Genomic DNA, 20,258 nt, shown 5'->3' on the forward strand with positions numbered 1-20,258 from the left:
GAGAGCCAACGATGTCTGCGAAGCTGGAAAAAGTCCTGATCGCCAACCGTGGGGAAATTGCCCTGCGGATCCTGCGTGCCTGCAAAGAGCTGGGCATCAAGACCGTCGCCGTGCACTCCACGGCTGACCGCGAACTGATGCACCTGGGCCTGGCAGACGAGTCGGTCTGCATCGGTCCTGCTTCGGCCAGCCAGTCCTACCTGCACATCCCGGCCATCATCGCCGCGGCCGAGGTGACCGGCGCCACCGCCATTCACCCAGGCTACGGTTTCCTCGCGGAAAACGCCGATTTCGCCGAACAGGTCGAAAAGTCCGGTTTTGTCTTCATTGGCCCCCGTGCCGACACCATTCGCCTGATGGGCGACAAGGTTTCAGCCAAGGACGCAATGATCAAGGCCGGCGTTCCAACCGTGCCGGGTTCCGACGGCCCACTGCCGGAAGACGAGGAAGAAGCCCTGCGCATCGGCCGTGAAGTCGGCTACCCGGTGATCATCAAGGCCGCTGGCGGCGGCGGTGGTCGCGGCATGCGCGTGGTACACAAGGAAGAGGACCTGATCGCCTCGGCCAAGCTGACCCGCAACGAAGCCGGCGCGGCCTTCGGTAACCCGATGGTCTACCTGGAGAAGTTCCTGACCAACCCACGCCACGTGGAAGTCCAGGTCCTTTCCGATGGCCAGGGCAATGCCGTGCACCTGGGCGACCGTGACTGCTCGCTGCAGCGCCGTCACCAGAAGGTGCTGGAAGAAGCGCCAGCCCCGGACATCGACGAACAGGCCCGCCAGGAAGTCTTCGCCCGCTGCGTCAAGGCGTGCATCGAGATCGGCTACCGTGGCGCCGGCACCTTCGAGTTCCTGTACGAGAACGGCCGTTTCTACTTCATCGAGATGAACACCCGTGTTCAGGTGGAGCACCCGGTTTCCGAGATGGTCACCGGCATCGACATCGTCAAGGAGATGCTCAGCATCGCCGCTGGCAACAAGCTGTCGTTCCGCCAGGAAGACGTGGTGATCCGTGGCCACTCGCTGGAGTGCCGGATCAACGCCGAAGACCCGAAGAAGTTCATCCCGAGCCCAGGTACCGTCAAGCACTTCCACGCCCCAGGCGGCAATGGCGTGCGTGTCGACTCGCACCTGTACAGCGGTTACGCGGTTCCACCGAACTACGACTCGCTGATCGGCAAACTGATCACCTACGGTAAGGACCGCGACGAAGCCATGGCGCGCATGCGCAACGCCCTGGACGAAATCGTCGTCGACGGTATCAAGACCAACATCCCGCTGCACCGCGACCTGGTGCGTGATGATGGTTTCTGCAAAGGTGGCGTCAACATCCACTACCTCGAGCACAAACTGGCCAGCCAGGAGTGATCTCGGCGTGAGATGACCAGAACCCCGGCCCTGCGCCGTAATGCTGTCTACTTAAGACATCTGTCGCATGGTTCGGGGCCGTTGCGCGCCCCATCGCGACACAAGGCCGCTCCCACAAGGCAAGCTCTCTGTGGGAGCGGCCTTGTGTCGCGATGGGCTGTGTAGCACCCCACCTGAAGACACTCCAGCTTAAGCGAACAGCATTAGGCCCTGTGCCGGGGTTTTTCATTTCAAGCTGTCGGCAGGTTCAAGCGCCAGTCAATCTTCTTCCAGTGCCTGGAAGCGGCTCGCCAGGAAGTCCAGCAAGGCCCGGACCGACGGCAGCAGCCCACGGCGCGATGCGAACACGGCATGGATGATCTCGCGCCGTGGCGCCCAACCGGGCAACACATGGGTGAGCTGGCCGCGCTCGATCTGCTCGCGCACCATCATCGTCGGCAATTGCACCACCCCCACGCCAGCCACTGCCGCAGCCCGCAAGGCGAGCATCCCGCGAGTGACCAAGCGCGGCTGATGGCGAACGACCGCCTGCTCACCGTCTGGGCCGATCAGCGTCCAGGCATGCTCATGCTGCGGCAAACCCAGGTCCATGCTCGGCAGGCTCGACAAGTCGGCCGGCACCTGCGGGACACCTCCGGCGAGCAGGTGCGGACAGGCCACCAGGCATTGCCCCCGGTCGGCGAGTACACGCATTACCAGGTCGCTGTCTTGCAGGGGTGGCGGCCGCACACGAATGGCCAAATCGATGCCTTCGCCCACCACGTCGACACGCCGGTTGGTTTCCTCCAGGTGAATCTGGACACGCGGATACTCGACCATGAAGGCCGCCACCATGTCAGCGATGCGCGCATCGAGCAGCGCCACCGGGCAGGTCATGCGCACGATGCCACGCGGTTCGGCATGGGTCAGCGCGATGGCTTCGTCGGCGGCCTCGGCCTCCACCAGCATCGCCTTGCAATGGCCGTAATAAGTCTGACCGAGCTCAGTGACAGCAAAACTGCGCGTGGAACGTTGGATCAGCCGTGTGCCCAGGCGCTCTTCGAGCAAGGCGATACGCCGGCTGAGCCTGGACTTGGGCATACCCAACGCTCGCCCTGCCGGGGCGAAGCCGCCATGGTCCACCACCTGCACGTAGTAGTAGAGGTCGTTGAGGTCCTGCATGGCTTCATCGTTCTTCAGATAGGACTGTGAGAGCGGATATTAGCGACCATCACCAGCATCTGCATGGCCTTTTCGAGCATCGCGGCCGTGCATGCTGGCGTAGTGCCGATGGATACCGTCGCCTGCTCTGAAGTGCAGAAGAGCGGGAACCGCGAAGATGCCCGCAATAGGCCATGCCTGTCAGCGCTTGCTCATCCGTGGCATCTCGATCCGGTGCTCATGCACCCGCCGATACAGGGTCGCCCGAGATATGCCCAGGGCCCTGGCCGCCTCGGCCGGCTTCCAGCGGTGGCGGATCAGTGCATCGAGCAGGGCTTGGCGCGCTGGACTGCTGATCACCGGCGGCTCAGCTTGAACACGGCTCGCACGGATATCCCCAGGCAAATCCTCCAGTCTGATGGCGCCCCCGTCACACACCGCGCACGCATAGCGCAGCACTTGGCGCAGCTGCCGCAGGTTGCCCGGCCAGGGATAGGCCAACAAGGCTTCTAGGGCTTCGTCCGCCAGAGCAACGTCGACCGCACAGGCCCTGGCTTCCTCGGCCAGCAACTGATTGATCAGCCCCAGGCGGTCATCGCGCTCGCGCAGCGGTGGCAGTTCGAAGCGGGCGTTGGCCAGGCGGAAGTACAAGTCCTCGCGGAAACTGCCCGCGGCCACCATCGCCGCCAAGTCGCGGTGGGTGGCGCAGATCACCTGGATATCCACGCGCTCGCGCCGGGCCGCGCCCAACGGCGCCACCTCGCCCTCGGACAGGACCCGCAGCAGACGAGTCTGCAAGCTCAGCGGCATGTCGCCGATCTCATCGAGAAACAACGTGCCACCATCGGCCTGTTGCAACAACCCACGCATGCCCTTGGCCGAAGCACCGGTAAAGGCGCCGGCCACATAGCCGAACAACTCGCTCTCGATCAGGCTTTCGGGAATAGCCGCACAGTTGAGGGTGACAAAAGGCCCGTCACGGCGCTGGCTCTGCTGATGCAACTGGCGGGCGAATACTTCCTTGCCCGCCCCGGTCTCGCCCTGCACCAGCACCGCCAGGTTGCAGTCCTTGACCCGGGTGGCCAGGCGCAAGTGCTGTTTGATGCGGGCATCCAGCGGTGCCTGCGTGCCTTGCAGCTTGCGACCCTGCCGGCGTGGTGCGCTGATGCGACCATACAGGTCGCCCCAACCGTCCAGGCGCTGGGCCGAGGCATCGCTGGCAGCACGCAGGGCGTCCAGGTCGAACAGTTCGCCGATATGCTCGGGCAGTCGCCCATGGCGCTCGAGCAAGCGCTGGCGGGCCAGGCTGTTGAGCGCCTGCAGGCGGCCGTCGGCATCCCAGGCCAACAGGTAGTCCGGCTGGCTTTCGACATAACCCGGGGTGCGGTGGGCACGCATGACCCAATGCCCTTGGGCACTGTGCATGAAAAAAGCGTTCTCGATTTCCCGCGCAGTCTGCTCGACCATCTGCCGGATCAGCAGTTGACTGCGCCGGTCGTCGGGCGACTGCAACGCCGAGACATCCACCACGCCCAGCAACTCGCCCCGGGGGTCGAACACTGGCGCCGCCGAGCAGGTCAGGCCGATAAAGGCGGCGCGGAAGTGATCGCGCTTGTGCACCGTAGCCGGCGCTTTGCTGGTCAGCACCGCCGCCACCCCGCAGGTCCCCTCCTCGCCTTCCGACCAGCAGGTTCCCAGGTACAACCCGGCCTTGCGGCAGTCATTGCGGATCAGCGACTCCACGCGATAGTCGATGGTGCGACCCTGGGCATCGGTGAGCAATACACAGTAGTCCGCATCGCGCACCCGGCCATGCAGGCGCGCCACCGCGTCGCCGGCGATACGCAGGAAGAGGTCGGCATGTTCACGGCATTCGTTGAGCAGGTTCTGGGACAGGATGCGCGGCCCCTGGAGGGAACCAGGGTCGAGACGGTGCAACTCCATGGAGCGGCGCCAGGAGTCGAGGATCAGCGGCGGCACTGGCGCCTGAGGCAGGCGATCGGCGTTCTTCAGCACACGACTGACACAGTCGACATGGGCTCGGGAGTTCGCGGCAAGCATTGGGGCCTCCGGTTCTCGTGTTCTTGTCGTTATGCGGCCCATTAAGCGCCTATCGACAAGCCCGGACAAGCACTGAGTGACTCCCGGCCAACGTGAGACGCAGCGTCTCAGCGTCTCGGCCCGGGAAGGCCACGGCTGGCACCGCGCGTCTCGTCCAGCCCTGGCAAGCACCTGGCCTCTCCCTCTGCCAAAGCCTCTAGGACGGGCCTTGCAGAGCATAACGGCAGACCTGGCACCCGGCTTGCTCAAGACTTGGCAAAACAAAAAATCGAGGTGCGTCATGCCGCAACCTGCCCTGACCGTCGGCATCATCGCCAACCCGGCTTCCGGCCGCGACCTGCGCCGACTGACTGCCAACGCCGGCCTCTATTCGAGCACCGACAAGGCCTCAGCCATCCAGCGTTTGCTCGCCGCCTTCGGCGCCACCGGCATCGAGCAGGTGTTGCTACCCGCCGACATGACCGGAATTGCTGCTGCCGTCCTCAAGGCCAGCCAGGGTCCACAGGCCCGTGAGCAGTACTGGCCCGCACTGGAAGTCCTCGATCTGCCGCTGACCCAGACCGTCGCCGACACCCGCCTGGCGACCCGGCACATGGTCGAACGCGGCGTGGCGCTGATCGCTGTGCTCGGCGGCGACGGCACCCACAAGGCAGTAGCCGCCGAGGCTGGCGACATTCCTCTGCTGACCCTGTCCACCGGCACTAACAATGCCTTTCCGGAATTGCGCGAAGCCACCAGCGCCGGTCTCGCCGGCGGCCTGTTCGCCAATGCGCGGATCCCCGCCAGCATTGGCCTGCGCCGCAACAAGCGCTTGCTGGTCCGCGTGCCTGAGCAGGGCCTGTGCGAATGGGCACTGGTGGAGGTCGCGGTGTCTCCGCAACGCTTCATCGGTGCCCGGGCGATCAGCCACAGCGAGGACGTGGCCGAAGTCTTCGCCTGCTTCGCCGAGCCCCACGCCATCGGCCTATCGGCCCTCTGCGGGCTGTGGTGCCCAGTGTCGCGCCAAGCTCCAGAGGGTGCCTGGGTTCGCCTCAATCCTCTGGCCGAACAAGCGTTACTGGCGCCGCTGGCCCCAGGCCTGCTGCAAGGTTGCGGTATCACTGCGGCCGGGCCGCTGACGCCAGGCGTCGCCTACTCGCTGAGCCTGGCCAGCGGCACCCTGGCCCTGGACGGCGAACGCGAGATCGCCTTCGCCGAGCAAGACACCCCGACCATCACCCTCGATCACAACGGCCCCCTGAGCATCGACGTCGAGGCCGTGCTGGCCTACGCCGCCCGTCACCACCTGTTGGCGGTCCCCCAGGACCACCGGCAGCACCCTGCAAACCCGTGTTGAGACAACCCTGGAGAACAACAAGATGTCCACTCACCTGAGCCATGAGCAGTTGCTGCATGCCTATGAAGTGATGCGCACTATCCGAGCCTTCGAAGAACGCCTGCACGTGGAGTTCGCCACGGGCGAGATCCCCGGTTTCGTCCACCTCTATGCCGGCGAGGAAGCGTCGGCCGCCGGGGTCATGGCGCACCTGCGCGACAGCGACTGCATCGCCTCCAACCACCGTGGCCACGGCCACTGCATCGCCAAGGGCGTGGATGTCTACGGCATGATGGCCGAGATCTACGGCAAGAAGACCGGCGTCTGCGGCGGCAAGGGCGGTTCGATGCACATTGCCGATCTTGAAAAAGGCATGCTCGGCGCTAACGGTATCGTCGGCGCTGGCGCGCCTCTGGTCGCAGGCGCCGCACTGGCGGCCAAGATCAAGGGGCGCGATGACGTGTCCGTGGTCTTCTTCGGCGACGGCGGCTCCAACGAAGGCGCGGTGTTCGAAGCGATGAACCTGGCCTCGATCATGAACCTGCCCTGCATCTTCGTCGCCGAAAACAACGGTTATGCCGAAGCCACTGCGTCGACCTGGTCGGTAGCTTGCGACCATATCGCCGACCGTGCCGCCGGTTTCGGCATGCCCGGGGTGACCATCGATGGTTTCGATTTCTTCGCCGTGCACGAAGCCGCCGGCGCCGCCATCGCCCGTGCCCGGGCCGGCCAGGGCCCGTCGCTGATCGAGGTCAAGCTGACCCGCTACTACGGCCACTTCGAAGGTGACGCCCAGACCTACCGCGCCCCGGACGAGGTCAAGAACCTGCGAGAAACTCGCGACTGTCTGTTGCGCTTCCGCCAGCAGACCACCCGCGCCGGCCTGCTCAGCACCGAACAACTCGACCAGATCGATGCCCGCGTCGAAGACCTGATCGAAGACGCCGTGCGCCGTGCCAAGAGCGATCCCAAGCCGCAACCGGCCGACCTGCTCAGCGACGTTTACGTGAGCTATCCCTGAGCCGCCCTCACAACAAGAACAAGTGGAGAACCATCATGGCGAGAAAGATCAGCTACCAGCAGGCCATCAACGAAGCCCTGGCCCAGGAAATGCGCCGCGACAGCAGCGTGTTCATCATCGGTGAAGATGTTGCCGGCGGCGCTGGCGCCCCTGGTGAAGACGATGCCTGGGGCGGTGTGCTTGGGGTGACCAAGGGCCTGTACCATCAGTTTCCCGGCCGCGTACTTGACGCGCCGCTGTCGGAGATCGGCTATGTGGGGGCCGCAGTCGGCGCGGCCACCCAGGGCCTGCGCCCGGTCTGTGAACTGATGTTCGTCGACTTCGCCGGCTGCTGCCTGGACCAGATCCTCAACCAGGCGGCCAAGTTCCGCTACATGTTCGGCGGCAAGGCGGTCACGCCGCTGGTCATGCGCACCATGGTCGGGGCCGGCCTGCGAGCGGCGGCCCAGCACTCGCAAATGCTCACTTCATTGTGGACGCACATCCCCGGCCTCAAGGTGGTCTGCCCCTCTTCGCCCTACGATGCCAAGGGCTTGCTGATCCAGGCGATCCGTGACAACGACCCTGTGATCTTCTGCGAGCACAAGCTGCTCTACAGCATGCAGGGCGAAGTGCCCGAAGAGCTCTATACCGTGCCTTTCGGCGAAGCCAACTACCTGCGCGACGGCGACGACATCACACTGGTGACCTACGGGCGCATGGTCCACCTGGCCCTGGAAGCGGCCAACAACCTGGCGCGCCAGGGCGTCGACTGCGAAGTGCTGGACCTGCGCACCACCAGCCCGCTGGACGAGGACAGCATCCTCGAAAGCGTGGAGAAGACCGGTCGCCTGGTGGTGATCGACGAAGCCAACCCGCGCTGTTCGATGGCCACCGACATCAGCGCGCTGGTAGCGCAAAAGGCTTTCGCCGCGCTCAAGGGGCCGATCGAGATGGTCACCGCTCCACATACCCCGGTGCCCTTCTCCGACGCTCTGGAAGACCTGTACATCCCCGACGCGGCGAAGATCGAGGCTGCCGTGCATAAAGTGATGAGCGCGAGGGATGCCGCATGAGCCAGATCCATACCCTGACCATGCCCAAGTGGGGCTTGTCGATGACCGAAGGGCGTATCGACACCTGGCTTAAGGAAGAAGGCGAGCAGATCAACAAAGGCGACGAAGTGCTGGACGTCGAGACCGACAAGATCAGCAGCAGCGTCGAAGCACCTTTCAGCGGAGTGCTGCGCCGCCGGGTCGCCCAGCCCGACGAAACCCTGCCAGTAGGTGCCTTGCTCGCCGTAGTGGTGGAAGGCGAAGCCGAAGAAGCCGAGATCGATGCCGTGGTGCAACGCTTCCAGGCCGAGTTCGTCGCCGAAGGTGCCAACGAGCAGGCGCAAGGCCCGACGCCGCAGAAGGCCGAGGTCAATGGCCGCTTGCTGCGCTACTTCGAGCTGGGTGAGGGCGGCACACCGCTAGTGCTGGTACATGGCTTCGGCGGCGACCTGAACAACTGGCTGTTCAACCACCCGGCCCTGGCGGCTGAGCGCCGGGTCGTCGCCCTGGACCTGCCTGGTCACGGCGAGTCGGCCAAGGCCCTGCAGCGGGGCGACCTGGATGAACTGAGCGAGACCGTGCTGGCCCTGCTCGATCATCTAGACATCCCCCGCGCGCACCTGGCCGGCCATTCAATGGGGGGCGCCGTGTCGCTGAACCTTGCCCGCCTGGCCCCGCAGCGAGTCGCCAGCCTCAGCCTGATCGCCAGCGCCGGCCTGGGCGAGCAAATCAACGGTGGATACCTGCAAGGCTTCGTCGAAGCCGGCAACCGCAACGCCCTCAAGCCGCAGATGATGAAGCTGTTCGCCGACCCCGGGCTGGTGACCCGACAAATGCTCGAAGACATGCTCAAGTTCAAGCGCCTGGAAGGCGTCGACACCGCGCTGCGCCAACTGGCTACAACCCTCGCCGATGGCGACCGGCAGCGTCATGATCTGCGCGCCGTACTCAGCCAGCACCCGGCGTTGGTGATTTGGGGAGCCGAGGACGCCATCATCCCGGCCAGCCATGCCGAGGGGCTGGAAGCCGAGGTGCAAGTGCTGCCGGGGCTGGGACACATGGTGCAGATGGAGGCAGCGGAGCAGGTCAACCAGCAATGGCTGACCTTCCTACGCCGTCACTGAGTGCAACCGCGCCGCCCTGTCGGCGGCGCTTTCGTGAGCCTTTAGAGACTCAAAGAGGAGACTGTGAAGATCATCGTCTGGCCTGCGATACCCCGTCACGGCGCGCATGGCGGGATATCGCAGGCTCTGGTCAACCGATGACCACGGTCCTGATGGCCTGTTGCTCGATCTCAGCCATCGCAGCCGGCTGCCCTAGCGAGTCGAGCACGACACCGCCGCGCCCCTCCACCAGCACTTCTGCCCGGAACCGCGCCTTGAAGGCATGGGCCCTGCCCGCCACTCCTGGTGCATTGAACCGAGCGCTGGCCAGTACCGGATCATAAAGCCTCGCCACCAGCGCCTGCGAAGTCTTGTAGGCACTGGTGGTCCCTGTGCCCAGGTCCAGGGTCAGGCCGTAGGTATTGCCGAAGCAGGAGGAGTATGACCAATGCTCCCAGCTCGGCTGCAGGCCATTGCGCCGTAACACCGACCTGACCGGTCCACCGATATCGGCACCCGTCAGCCAATCGCCGCCGGCCATGACCGCACGAACCTCCTGAGTAGTATTGGCACCGCGCAAACGTGCCAGCACATCACGCACCGAGCGTTCGATGAGTGACTTGATGTTGTGATCGAAATGGATGACCGCACCTACCTTGGTTGTGGGGTTGTACAAGGAGACCACTACACAGGTCTGTGCATTGAGCGAGTACAGGTAGTTGTCGGCTCCTTCCGGATTGAACCGTGCCACCACCGCCTCGCCCTGGAAGGCTCCTCGCTCTGGCAACGGTTGGCCGCTGCCACGAGTGATCTGACGCAACTGTGTGACCTGGCCAAGGTCCTCCACTGAATTGCCCCCTCGCAACCCGACCTTGTTGGGGATCCATCGTCCATCCGCGGTACGGGCGATGGGCTCTTGGTAATAACTGTGCGGGCGGTTCGCTTTCACTACGCGCAGGGTGCCATGGTCCAGATCCCTTACCACCTTGTAGTACCTGCCACGGTCCCGGACGAAGTGCTCGACACCGGGTGCCTCGCTAGAAGACGCATTGCGCAAAGTCCCCTTCCATAGGCCTTCTTCAGTGACTTCCTGGAGGTTCTCTGGGGCTTTGACGGCCCACCCCTTCTTGAATTTCATCGAGCGCACCGCCGCCGTTGCACGCTGGGCGCTGGCACGTACTGGAACAATCGAATCACGCAAACTGACGAACAGCGGCTTTAGCATCCTGAAGCTCACCCCAGGCACGCTGAGTACAAGGCCTAACGCCCCCCAAGATGCCTCAAGCCAACGCAGCAAGGCCTTGGCCGTCTCTCCCCGGGTGTGGGCAATGATGGCCTCGCGGAAGGGCACCACGAAAAAGTAGCTACCCAGCAGCAAGGCGAAGGGTGGATACATCAAGGTGAGCGGCAACGCAAAGACGAGGCCCTTGAACACCTGCCCCTCGATTACCTCGACCCGACTCTGGGTCGCATCGTCGACATCGGTCAGTACACGCCCGATGTAAGCGTTGAACTCACCTGCAACCGTGATGACTTGCCTGAACTCTCGAACGGCATCGCGATGCATGCTGCCATCGGCCAACGCGAGCAACCGCTCGCGTACACTCGCACGTGCAGCCAACGCGACGCGGTCCAGCACGTAGTCGTGCAACACGCTGGCGGCCACCTGGTTGAGAGCCTCGTACCGGCGCAGCAAGACACCATCCGGTGCCTGAGGGGTATACAGCCAGTCATACGCAAGGCCATTGTCGATGTAGCGAAATACGTATACCCCCAAGACAAGCTGGTCATCGACGGAGCACCTGAACAGACCGTCCCACTGCGCAACGGCCTCGGAGTCCGACTCGACGCTGCCACGGCCAAGCGTGCGGTAGAGATTCGTCAACTGATCGGTCAGCCTGTTGTATACATCGAGGCTGATCTGCTGACTGTCCACAGCGATGCGCAGATCCCGGTCCATGGCGCTCAGCAGCGCCTGGCCGAACAACCTTTGCCTCTTTGCGTACTCCGGGGATTCCCTGTCAAGGAATCTTGCGCGAATTTCATTGATGTATTGCTCGCCCACATAGGCACGGCGGGCATAGTTCGCCAAGTCCGCGCTGCGCAATTGGCTCAGATCCTGGCCGACAGAGGACCGGACGCCCCTGTCCGGATGGTCGACACCAGAATTGTCGTCATACCCATAGCAGACCAGGTCCAGCAGATTGACGACCTCCAACCTGCCATCCCTTAGCGACGGGCTGTATTCGATAAGAATCGACTCGGGGTCCACCGGCGCCTCTATGCCTTTCTCCAGCAGGTATGGCGTGATCGCTTCACGGACCGTGCGCTTGGCGAAATCCACGAAAGGCTCATAGGCCCCCAATGCCACCTGGAACGCCTTTTCGTGGATTCTCGCCTGCTGTGTCACCTGGCAAAGAACCCGTCGCTCTTCAATACTCATCCGGCTGTACCAGCGCGGCGAAGAGTCCTGCTCGACCTGTGCCTGCCGATCGAGCTGGCGCATGGTCACGCCCTGCTCGATGCAGGCTTCATAGCCTCTGAGCGCCCCCCTGCTATCCCGGTCCAGGCTCCATTCGGTAGGTTTTTCCACTGCCCTGGCAAATAGCTCCAGAGCCGACTTGCGGCGCTCGTCAGCAAACTGCTGTATCAGGTACTGGCGGCCTGATGCCTCTTTCAGCCAGCCCCCTATTTCCGCATTAACGGCATGCAGCGACGGTAACTCGATCCACTCCTGACCGTCTGGCTTGTCCGGCGCGTACAGCATCAGGTCTTCGGGCGTGCCAGCGGCATCTTCACGGTAAAACAGCAGCATGTCACTGCAAATGCTCATGTCGACGGGAGCTACGGCACAGACCTGGAGATCGCTCGGTTCACTCTCCCACAGGGCGCGGACCCAATCATAGCGTTGCGGCGCCAGGTGGCCGGCACTGCGGGCCAGCAAAGCGCTGTGTCGCAGCCTGGCCTCGTAGACATCGAACATAGCCAGTTTGACATCCGGAGTCTGGTGACAGTCGATCAGAGCATGCAGATAACGCCCCGGGGCATCCACATCCCTCAACAACTGGCTGATCATCGCCACATCAGGCATCTGGTAATGCTGCACGGAACCACTGATCTCGACCAGCGCGTACAGCAACTCGGCCTCGACTGGCCCCTCAGCCACCAGTTCGCTCAGGGTAAGTTTTTCCGGGGCGGCATCCGGGTCACTGTGAAAGCGGCGCGTAACAAAAATGAGGTCTGGCTCCATCTCGCGGTCCAGATGCTCACGCAGGTAGTCCTTGGCGCAACGGCGGGCATAGGACTGCAGCGATTGCACATCGCCAAGCAACGCATCCAGCTCCTGGCGGGCTTGAGTCATGGCCAGGTGACTGTCCTGGAGCGACGCACGGGACTCCTGGTCCAACCCCTTGAGCCAGTCCGGTAAATGCGTGCGCGCCAACCTGCCGACTGTCCTGCGCTCCTGCTCTGAACTGACGGCGAACAGGGCTACCTGAGCATGCCAGGCAGCCTGATGATCTTCGATCCGGGCACGGAGCGTTTCGACCGTTACGCCCTCGAGGCTCTGTGGGGCGAACAGTGCCGCAAGCGCACCATGGTGCTCCTCGATCCGCTGGCGTACCTGCGCGTCATAGCGCTCGCCCTCACTCAATGTCGCCGGCCTGTCGCGCCAGTGGCGGTCCAGATAGTCCCGGTAGTAGTCGAGCATACGGGTCGCCAGGCTCTCCACCAACTGCGCCATGACGTCCCTGCGCGTCTCAGGAATCTCCTGGGTGACGAGCCCCTCCGGACGGTAGGGTGCGTGCTGCAACGTGTCATAGACCAGCGGCTGCTGATTGATGACCCGCTGCAACGCAGCATCGAGCATGTCCCGGATGAATCGCGGGTCGAAATCATCGTGGTAATGGGTTCGCAGTTCGACGAGCATCTGCTCCTCAAGCACGTCGAAGAAGGTGGACTGCTTGTCCAGCCGAGCCCGGAACGCGTCACTCCATTCACTCAGCCGCTCAAGGGTCGCCGATAGCGTCGCATCGGAGCCAGCACTGGCAAGGGCATCGTTCGGTTCGAAAGCCGGTTCAACAGTATCGTTCATTGCATCACTCCTCATGTTTAGGGGGGATGCACCCTGCAACACTCCACCTACAGCGAAGCCATACATATTGCTTGCAGTAGGCCAGGCAGCGGGATCTGTCCACTTTGCCGCCTACCTGGCGTAAACTGCGCCCTTCGCGCAGCCTCGGGCTGCCCCTGTCGATTTACCAAAGGTGCCCGCCATGCCCTGGCTGCAAGTACGCCTGGCCATCAGCCCGGAACAAGCCGAAACCTACGAAGACGCTCTGCTCGAAGTCGGTGCCGTTTCCGTGACTTTCATGGACGCCGAAGACCAGCCGATCTTCGAGCCGGACCTCAACACCACGCCACTGTGGTCGCACACCCACCTGCTGGCACTGTTCGAAGCCGACGCCGAACCCGAGGCGGTGTTCGCCCACCTGCGCCTGCTCACCGGTGCCGAGTTGCCCGAGCACCAAGCCGAGGTCATCGAGGACCAGGACTGGGAACGTAGTTGGATGGACAACTTCCAGCCGATGCGCTTCGGTCGCCGCCTGTGGATCGTACCGAGCTGGCACGAAGCGCCGGATGCCGAGGCGGTCAACCTGCTGCTCGACCCGGGCCTGGCCTTCGGCACCGGCACCCACCCGACCACGGCCCTGTGCCTGGAGTGGCTCGATGGCCAGCAGCTCGAAGGTACCCAGGTGCTGGACTTCGGCTGCGGCTCGGGCATCCTGGCCATCGCCGCGCTGCTGCTCGGCGCACGTGAGGCAGTCGGCACCGACATCGATGTGCAGGCCTTGGAGGCTTCCCGGGACAACGCCGGGCGCAATGGCATCGCCGATGAGCGCCTGGCCCTCTACCTGCCTGAGCGGATGCCGGCCATGCAGGCCGATGTGCTGGTCGCCAACATCCTCGCCGGACCGCTGGTCTCGCTGGCACCGCAGCTCTCCAGCCTGGTGCGTCCAGGCGGCTTGCTGGCCCTGTCGGGCATCCTCGCCGAACAAGGCGAGGAAGTGGCCGCCGCCTATGCTGCCGACTTTGAGCTCGATCCTATCGCCGAGCGCGATGGTTGGGTCCGCATCAGTGGTCGCCGCCGTCAGGCAAGCCTAGAATAACCTCCTGCCCAGCTCCCCGGACCGCCGCATGACCGACAGTTTCGTCACCCAGTGCCCGCATTGCCAGACCAGCTTTCGCGTCACGCATCATCAGTTGAGCGTGGCCCGGGGTGTTGTGCGCTGCGGCGCCTGCCTGCAGGTGTTCAATGCCGCCCGGCAATTGCTTGAACAAAGCACGGGAAACGCTGCGCCAGCCACTCCCGCCATCCAGCCCGTGCCGACGCCGTCTGCGCCGGAGCCGGCCATCGAGCACCCGCCTGTCAGCCAGGAGGAGTGGGCCGTCACCGAGCAAGAACTGGATGACCTTGACCTGGACCAGGCACTGGCCCACCTCGAACGTCGCGAAGATATTGTCGAACGGCAGGCCGAACCACGTGACGAGCAGTTGCACGCCCGGCGTGACGAGCCCGACGCGGATGATCATCACGACGACCACGAGCCATTCGGCACCGCAACCGAGGAGCACGCCGAACCAGGCGAGCCCTTGGAGCCCTCGCCGCCGCTGATCGAGCAGGAGGCCCTGGACCTCGACACCGAGCCGGACGAGCGTACCGAACCGTCCCTGACGACGCTGGATCTGGACCTGGATGACGACTCGGAACCCCCGGTACGCCCTGCCAAACGCACAATGGACGAACCCCGACCGCCAGTCGCCAACGGACTGAACGAACGCCTGTCGGCACACGACGATGACGATCTCATCGATGCGCCGGAAGAACGCCTGGAGCCGGGCCTGGCAGCCAGTGCCAGCCGCCCGTCGCGCAAGGAGCCGCTCATCGACCTGGTCGACGATCCGCTGCAACTGGGGTGGCAGAAGCCCCGGCCCAACTGGCGCCGACGCCTGCTCTGGGGTGCCCTGGTGCTGGTGGCCGCCGGTCTGCTGGCCGTTCAGTACATCTGGTACCACTTCGACGAAATGGCCCGCCAGGATCAGTTCCGCCCCTGGTTCCAGCAGTTCTGCCCGACACTCGGCTGTACCGTACCGTCCCGTGTCGACATCGACCGAATCAGAAGCAGCAACCTGGTGGTGCGCAGCCACCCGGACTTCAAGGGTGCACTGATCGTCGACGCGATCATCTATAACCGCGCCCCGTTCGCCCAACCCTTCCCCTTGCTGGAGCTGCGCTTCGCCGACCTCAACGGCCAACTGATCGCCAGCCGCCGCTTCAAGCCCAGCGAGTACCTCAGCGGCGAACTGGCCGGGCGCGGTGAAATGCCCAGCCAGACCCCGATCCATATCGCCCTGGACATCCTCGACCCGGGCCCCAAGGCCGTGAACTACAGCCTGAGCTTCCGCTCCCCGGAATAGAACAGCTTCAAGCGTCAAGAAAAAGCCGACCGTGCATCGGCTGACTGCATCTTGCGGCTTGAAGCTTGCAGCGTGCAGCTCCCGTCCGCAGTTGTTCAGATTTTATCCAAATCCATCTTTATCCGGTCACCGAGAGCGGGTATCATGCCAACCCTTTTTCGAACTCCAATGATCCGGCCCCACAACAGGGAACTCCTATGTCGGCGGTACGCATCGGCCCTTACACGCTGAAGAACAACCTGATCCTTGCGCCCATGGCCGGGGTCACGGACCAACCTTTCCGACTGCTGTGCCAACGCCTGGGGGCGGGCATGGTGGTTTCGGAAATGGTGACCAGCGACATGAGTCTGTGGAACAGCCGCAAGTCGCGTCTGCGCCGCATCCACGAAGGTGATCCCGAGCCACGCTCGGTACAGATCGCCGGCGGTGATGCGCAGATGCTGGCGGCGGCGGCGCGGGCCAACGTCGAGGCTGGCGCCCAGATCATCGATATCAACATGGGCTGCCCGGCAAAAAAAGTCTGCAACAAAGCTGCAGGCTCTGCTTTATTGAGAGATGAAGCATTGGTCAGTGAGATCCTCCATGCCGTGGTTGGCGCAGTGGAGGTCCCGGTGACCCTGAAGATCCGCACCGGCTGGGACCGGGCGAACAAGAACGGCCTGAACGTGGCGAAAATCGCCGAACAGGCTGGCATCCAGGCGCTAGCGGTCCATGGCCGCACACGCGCCGACCTGTATACCGGCGAAGCCGAGTACGACACCATCGCGGCGATCAAGCAGGCGGTGTCGATCCCGGTTTTCGCCAATGGCGACATCACCTCGCCACAAAAGGCCCGGGCCGTGCTGCACGCCACTGGCGCCGACGGCCTGCTGATCGGCCGCGCCGCCCAGGGGCGGCCCTGGATCTTTCGCGAGGTCGAGCATTACCTGCGGACTGGCCAGCAGTTGCCAGCCCCGGGACTGGATGAAGTAGAACGCATTCTGCTGGAGCATCTGGCCGCGCTGCACGCCTTCTATGGCGATGTGATGGGTGTACGTATCGCCCGCAAGCACGTTGGCTGGTACCTGGCAACACGACCGGGCGGCAAGGAATTTCGCTCCCGGTTCAACGCTTTGGACGATACACAAGCGCAGTGCGCCAACGTCCGCGAATTCTTTCGCGAGCGTCGACAGAGCCTTGAGACAGAGGACGAACAAGGGGTGGCCGCATGACGATGATGACCGAGACTTTAGTGAGTGGAACAACGCCCGTGAGCGACAATGTCAACCTCAAACAGCACCTCAATACGCCGAGCGAAGAGGGCCAGACCTTGCGCGGGAGCGTGGAGAAAGCGCTGCACAACTACTTCGCCCACCTGGAAGGTGCAACCGTCACGGACGTGTACAACCTGGTGCTCTCGGAAGTCGAAGCGCCCCTGCTCGAAAGCGTGATGAACTACGTCAAAGGCAACCAGACGAAGGCCAGCGAGATGCTCGGACTCAACCGAGGCACCCTGCGCAAGAAGCTCAAGCAGTACGACCTGTTGTAAGCAGAACCCTAACCAGAAAAGGCGGCTCCCATTCGATGAGGTCGCCTTTTTTGCTGACTCCACCGCGTTATGGAATCTGAAATGACCGACCAGACTACCCGCCTGCCGATCCGCCGCGCCCTGATCAGCGTCTCCGACAAGACCGGGATCCTCGAATTCGCCCGTGAGCTGCAGCAGCTCGGTGTCGAGATCCTGTCCACCGGCGGCACCTACAAGCTGCTCAAGGACAACGGTGTCAACGCGGTGGAAGTGGCTGACTACACCGGCTTCGCCGAAATGATGGACGGCCGGGTCAAGACCCTGCATCCGAAGATCCATGGTGGCATCCTGGGCCGCCGCGGCACCGACGACGCCATCATGAACGAGCACGGCATCAAGCCAATCGACCTGGTCGCCGTCAACCTGTACCCCTTCGAGGCGACCATCGCCACACCGGGCTGCGACCTGCCGACCGCCATCGAGAACATCGACATCGGCGGCCCGACCATGGTTCGCTCGGCGGCCAAGAACCACAAGGACGTAGCCATCGTGGTCAACGCCAGCGACTATGCCGGCGTCCTGGAAAACCTCAAGGCCGGTGGCCTGACCTACGCCCAGCGCTTCGACCTGATGCTCAAAGCGTTCGAGCATACCGCCGCCTACGACGGCATGATCGCCAACTACATGGGCACTATCGACCAGGCCAGCGAAACCCTGACCACCGAAGGTCGCAGCGGGTTTCCGCGCACCTTCAACAGCCAGTTCGTCAAGGCCCAGGAAATGCGCTACGGCGAGAACCCGCACCAGAGCGCGGCGTTCTACGTCGAGGCCAAGCCGGCCGAAGCCGGCATCGCCACCGCCGTACAGTTGCAGGGCAAGGAACTGTCGTACAACAACGTAGCCGACACCGACGCCGCGCTGGAATGCGTGAAGAGCTTCGTCAAGCCGGCCTGCGTCATCGTCAAGCACGCCAACCCATGCGGCGTGGCAGTCTCCCCAGATGACGAGGGTGGTATCCGCAAGGCCTACGACCTCGCCTATGCCACCGACACCGAGTCGGCTTTCGGCGGCATCATCGCGTTCAACCGCGAGCTGGACGCTGAAACCGCCAAGGCCATCGTCGAGCGCCAGTTCGTCGAAGTGATCATCGCCCCAAGCGTCAGTGAAGAGGCCCGCGCCGTGGTCGCAGCTAAGGCTAACGTACGCCTGCTAGCCTGTGGCCAGTGGTCGGGCGAGCGCGCTGCTGCCTGGGACTACAAGCGGGTCAACGGCGGTTTGCTGGTGCAGAGCCGCGACAACGGCATGATCAGTGCCGAGGACCTGAAGGTGGTGACCAAGCGCGCCCCGACCGAGCAGGAGATCCACGACCTGATCTTCGCCTGGAAAGTGGCCAAGTTCGTCAAATCCAATGCCATCGTCTATGCCAAGAACCGCCAGACCATCGGTGTCGGCGCGGGCCAGATGAGCCGCGTGAACTCCGCGCGCATCGCCGCGATCAAGGCCGAGCACGCCGGTTTGCAGGTCCAGGGCGCGGTCATGGCCTCGGACGCATTCTTCCCGTTCCGCGACGGTATCGACAATGCGGCTAAAGTGGGTATCACCGCAGTGATCCAGCCAGGCGGCTCGATGCGTGATGCCGAAGTCATCGCCGCAGCCGATGAAGCTGGCATTGCCATGGTATTCACCGGTATGCGCCACTTCCGCCACTGACCGGCAACCGGCCGTACTGAAGCAGGCACCTGCTGCGTTGGAGGCGGTTTCGCTGATGCTCATTGCCAGTAGGCAACAGCGCTCATCGGAACCGCCTCCACCTTGCATCTACCGGCTTCATTGCGACCTCTTACAGCGAATACAGTCCGGGAGGCTTTGCCTCCCGCTCGAAAAACCATCGAGGTTTTGACATGAAAGTTTTGATCATCGGCAACGGCGGCCGTGAGCACGCCCTGGCCTGGAAAGTCGCCCAGGACCCTCGGGTCGAGAAGGTCTTCGTGGCCCCCGGCAACGCCGGCACCGCCACCGAAGCCAAGTGCGAGAACGTCGACATCCAGGTCACCGCCCTGGAGCAATTGGCCGACTTCGCCGAAAAGAACGTCGACCTGACCATCGTCGGCCCGGAAGCACCGCTGGTCGCCGGTGTCGTCGACCTGTTCCGCAGTCGCAACCTGGACTGCTTCGGCCCGACCAAGGGCGCAGCCCAGCTGGAAGGCTCCAAGGCCTTCACCAAAGACTTCCTGGCACGGCACAAGATCCCGACCGCCGACTACCAGAACTTCACCGAGATCGAGCCAGCCCTGGCCTACCTGAAGGAAAAGGGCGCGCCCATCGTGATCAAGGCCGATGGCCTGGCCGCGGGCAAGGGCGTGATCGTTGCCATGACCCTGCAGGAGGCCGAAGACGCCGTGCGTGACATGCTCGCCGGCAATGCCTTCGGCGACGCCGGCTCGCGCGTGGTGATCGAAGAGTTCCTCGATGGCGAGGAGGCCAGCTTCATCGTCATGGTCGATGGCCAGAACGTCCTGCCAATGGCCACCAGCCAGGACCACAAGCGTGTCGGTAATGGCGACAGCGGCCCGAACACCGGCGGCATGGGCGCCTACTCGCCAGCACCTGTGGTCACCGCCGAAGTGCACCAGCGCGTCATGGACCAGGTGATCTGGCCGACCGTACGCGGCATGGCCGAGGAAGGCAACGTCTACACCGGCTTCCTCTACGCCGGCCTGATGATCGACAAGGCGGGCAACCCCAAGGTCATCGAGTTCAACTGCCGCTTCGGCGACCCTGAAACCCAGCCAGTCATGCTGCGCCTGGAGTCGAGCCTGGTGCTGCTGGTCGAAGCGGCATTCGCCAAGGCCCTGGACAAGGTCGAAGCACAATGGAACCCGCAACCGAGCCTGGGCGTGGTCCTGGCCGCCGGCGGCTACCCAGGCGACTACAGCAAGGGCGCCGCGATCAATGGCCTGGATGCCGCCGCCAAACTGGCTGGCAAGGTGTTCCACGCCGGTACCGCCCTGAAGGATGGTCAGGTGGTCGCCAACGGTGGCCGCGTGCTCTGCGCCACTGCGCTGGGCGAAACCGTCGAGGCGGCCCAGCAGCAAGCCTACCGCCTGGCCGCGCAGATCAGCTGGGACGGCAGCTTCTATCGTACCGACATCGGCTACCGGGCCATCGCCCGCGAGCGCGGTGAACACCAGCAGTAATGCTGCACCGGATTGCCGTGGCGCCAGGTGCGTGCG

14 protein-coding genes and 1 pseudogene are annotated in these 20,258 nt (G+C 63.7%); 12 read left to right on the top strand and 3 right to left on the bottom strand.

Going from position 1 to position 20,258, the window contains the following annotated elements; all coding sequences use genetic code 11:
* The first annotated feature begins 11 nt into the window (after nucleotides 1-11).
* Nucleotides 12-1,367, top strand: a complete 1,356-nt coding sequence (accC, locus tag ACYU03_RS23045; RefSeq protein WP_461886915.1) for an acetyl-CoA carboxylase biotin carboxylase subunit — start codon at nucleotides 12-14, stop codon at nucleotides 1,365-1,367.
* Nucleotides 1,368-1,625: 258 nt separating this feature from the next.
* On the opposite strand, the gene ACYU03_RS23050 is transcribed toward accC, so the two are convergent.
* Nucleotides 1,626-2,528, bottom strand: a complete 903-nt coding sequence (locus tag ACYU03_RS23050) for a LysR family transcriptional regulator (protein WP_461886916.1) — start codon at nucleotides 2,526-2,528, stop codon at nucleotides 1,626-1,628.
* Between the two features lie 36 nt (nucleotides 2,529-2,564).
* On the opposite strand from ACYU03_RS23050, the pseudogene ACYU03_RS23055 reads away from it, so the two are divergent.
* A pseudogene (locus tag ACYU03_RS23055) lies at nucleotides 2,565-2,690 on the top strand (hydrolase); the annotation flags it as partial.
* Nucleotides 2,691-2,708: 18 nt separating this feature from the next.
* Here the strand turns inward: ACYU03_RS23055 and ACYU03_RS23060 are convergent.
* Nucleotides 2,709-4,568, bottom strand: a complete 1,860-nt coding sequence (locus tag ACYU03_RS23060; protein WP_461886917.1) for a sigma-54-dependent Fis family transcriptional regulator — start codon at nucleotides 4,566-4,568, stop codon at nucleotides 2,709-2,711.
* A gap of 280 nt (nucleotides 4,569-4,848) precedes the next feature.
* Here ACYU03_RS23060 and ACYU03_RS23065 point away from each other — a divergent pair, with 280 nt between their 5' ends.
* Genes ACYU03_RS23065 through ACYU03_RS23080 form a run of 4 tightly spaced genes read left to right on the top strand, consistent with a single transcriptional unit; the run spans nucleotide 4,849 to nucleotide 9,062 of the window.
* Complete coding sequence (locus tag ACYU03_RS23065; RefSeq protein WP_461886918.1) at nucleotides 4,849-5,904, top strand: ATP-NAD kinase family protein; 1,056 nt, start codon at nucleotides 4,849-4,851, stop codon at nucleotides 5,902-5,904.
* A 22-nt stretch (nucleotides 5,905-5,926) separates the two neighbouring features.
* Entirely contained in the window at nucleotides 5,927-6,904 is a 978-nt protein-coding gene (locus ACYU03_RS23070; protein ID WP_461886919.1) for a thiamine pyrophosphate-dependent dehydrogenase E1 component subunit alpha, read from the top strand.
* Between the two features lie 35 nt (nucleotides 6,905-6,939).
* Nucleotides 6,940-7,959, top strand: coding sequence for an alpha-ketoacid dehydrogenase subunit beta (locus tag ACYU03_RS23075; RefSeq protein ID WP_461886920.1), 1,020 nt, complete (start codon nucleotides 6,940-6,942; stop codon nucleotides 7,957-7,959).
* Entirely contained in the window at nucleotides 7,956-9,062 is a 1,107-nt protein-coding gene (locus tag ACYU03_RS23080; protein WP_461886921.1) for an acetoin dehydrogenase dihydrolipoyllysine-residue acetyltransferase subunit, read from the top strand. The genes ACYU03_RS23075 and ACYU03_RS23080 overlap by 4 nt, the downstream gene beginning before the upstream one ends.
* 130 nt (nucleotides 9,063-9,192) lie before the next feature.
* Here ACYU03_RS23080 and ACYU03_RS23085 read toward each other — a convergent pair whose 3' ends face one another.
* Nucleotides 9,193-13,173 carry a type III effector 1 gene (locus ACYU03_RS23085; protein WP_461886922.1) on the bottom strand — a complete coding sequence of 1,327 codons (3,981 nt, stop codon included), beginning with the start codon at nucleotides 13,171-13,173 and terminating at the stop codon, nucleotides 9,193-9,195.
* 142 nt (nucleotides 13,174-13,315) lie between these two features.
* Here ACYU03_RS23085 and prmA point away from each other — a divergent pair, with 142 nt between their 5' ends.
* The 6 genes from prmA to purD all read left to right on the top strand — a co-directional run bounded on the left by prmA (nucleotide 13,316) and on the right by purD (nucleotide 20,222).
* Nucleotides 13,316-14,209 (top strand): 50S ribosomal protein L11 methyltransferase, encoded by an 894-nt coding sequence (prmA, locus tag ACYU03_RS23090; protein ID WP_461886923.1) that lies wholly within the window; start codon nucleotides 13,316-13,318, stop codon nucleotides 14,207-14,209.
* A 28-nt stretch (nucleotides 14,210-14,237) separates the two neighbouring features.
* Nucleotides 14,238-15,518, top strand: coding sequence for a DUF3426 domain-containing protein (locus ACYU03_RS23095; RefSeq protein ID WP_461886924.1), 1,281 nt, complete (start codon nucleotides 14,238-14,240; stop codon nucleotides 15,516-15,518).
* Between the two features lie 197 nt (nucleotides 15,519-15,715).
* Entirely contained in the window at nucleotides 15,716-16,729 is a 1,014-nt protein-coding gene (gene dusB / locus ACYU03_RS23100) for a tRNA dihydrouridine synthase DusB (RefSeq protein ID WP_461886925.1), read from the top strand.
* On the top strand, nucleotides 16,726-17,046 hold the full coding sequence (gene fis, locus ACYU03_RS23105; protein ID WP_134692528.1) for a DNA-binding transcriptional regulator Fis: 321 nt from the start codon (nucleotides 16,726-16,728) through the stop codon (nucleotides 17,044-17,046). Before dusB ends, fis begins: the two co-directional genes overlap by 4 nt.
* Nucleotides 17,047-17,127: 81 nt before the next feature.
* Nucleotides 17,128-18,735 (top strand): bifunctional phosphoribosylaminoimidazolecarboxamide formyltransferase/IMP cyclohydrolase, encoded by a 1,608-nt coding sequence (gene purH / locus ACYU03_RS23110; RefSeq protein ID WP_461886926.1) that lies wholly within the window; start codon nucleotides 17,128-17,130, stop codon nucleotides 18,733-18,735.
* A gap of 191 nt (nucleotides 18,736-18,926) precedes the next feature.
* Entirely contained in the window at nucleotides 18,927-20,222 is a 1,296-nt protein-coding gene (gene purD / locus ACYU03_RS23115) for a phosphoribosylamine--glycine ligase (RefSeq protein ID WP_461886927.1), read from the top strand.
* Nucleotides 20,223-20,258 lie beyond the last annotated feature (36 nt).

It is taken from the genome of Pseudomonas sp. X10 (genome assembly GCF_054889225.1).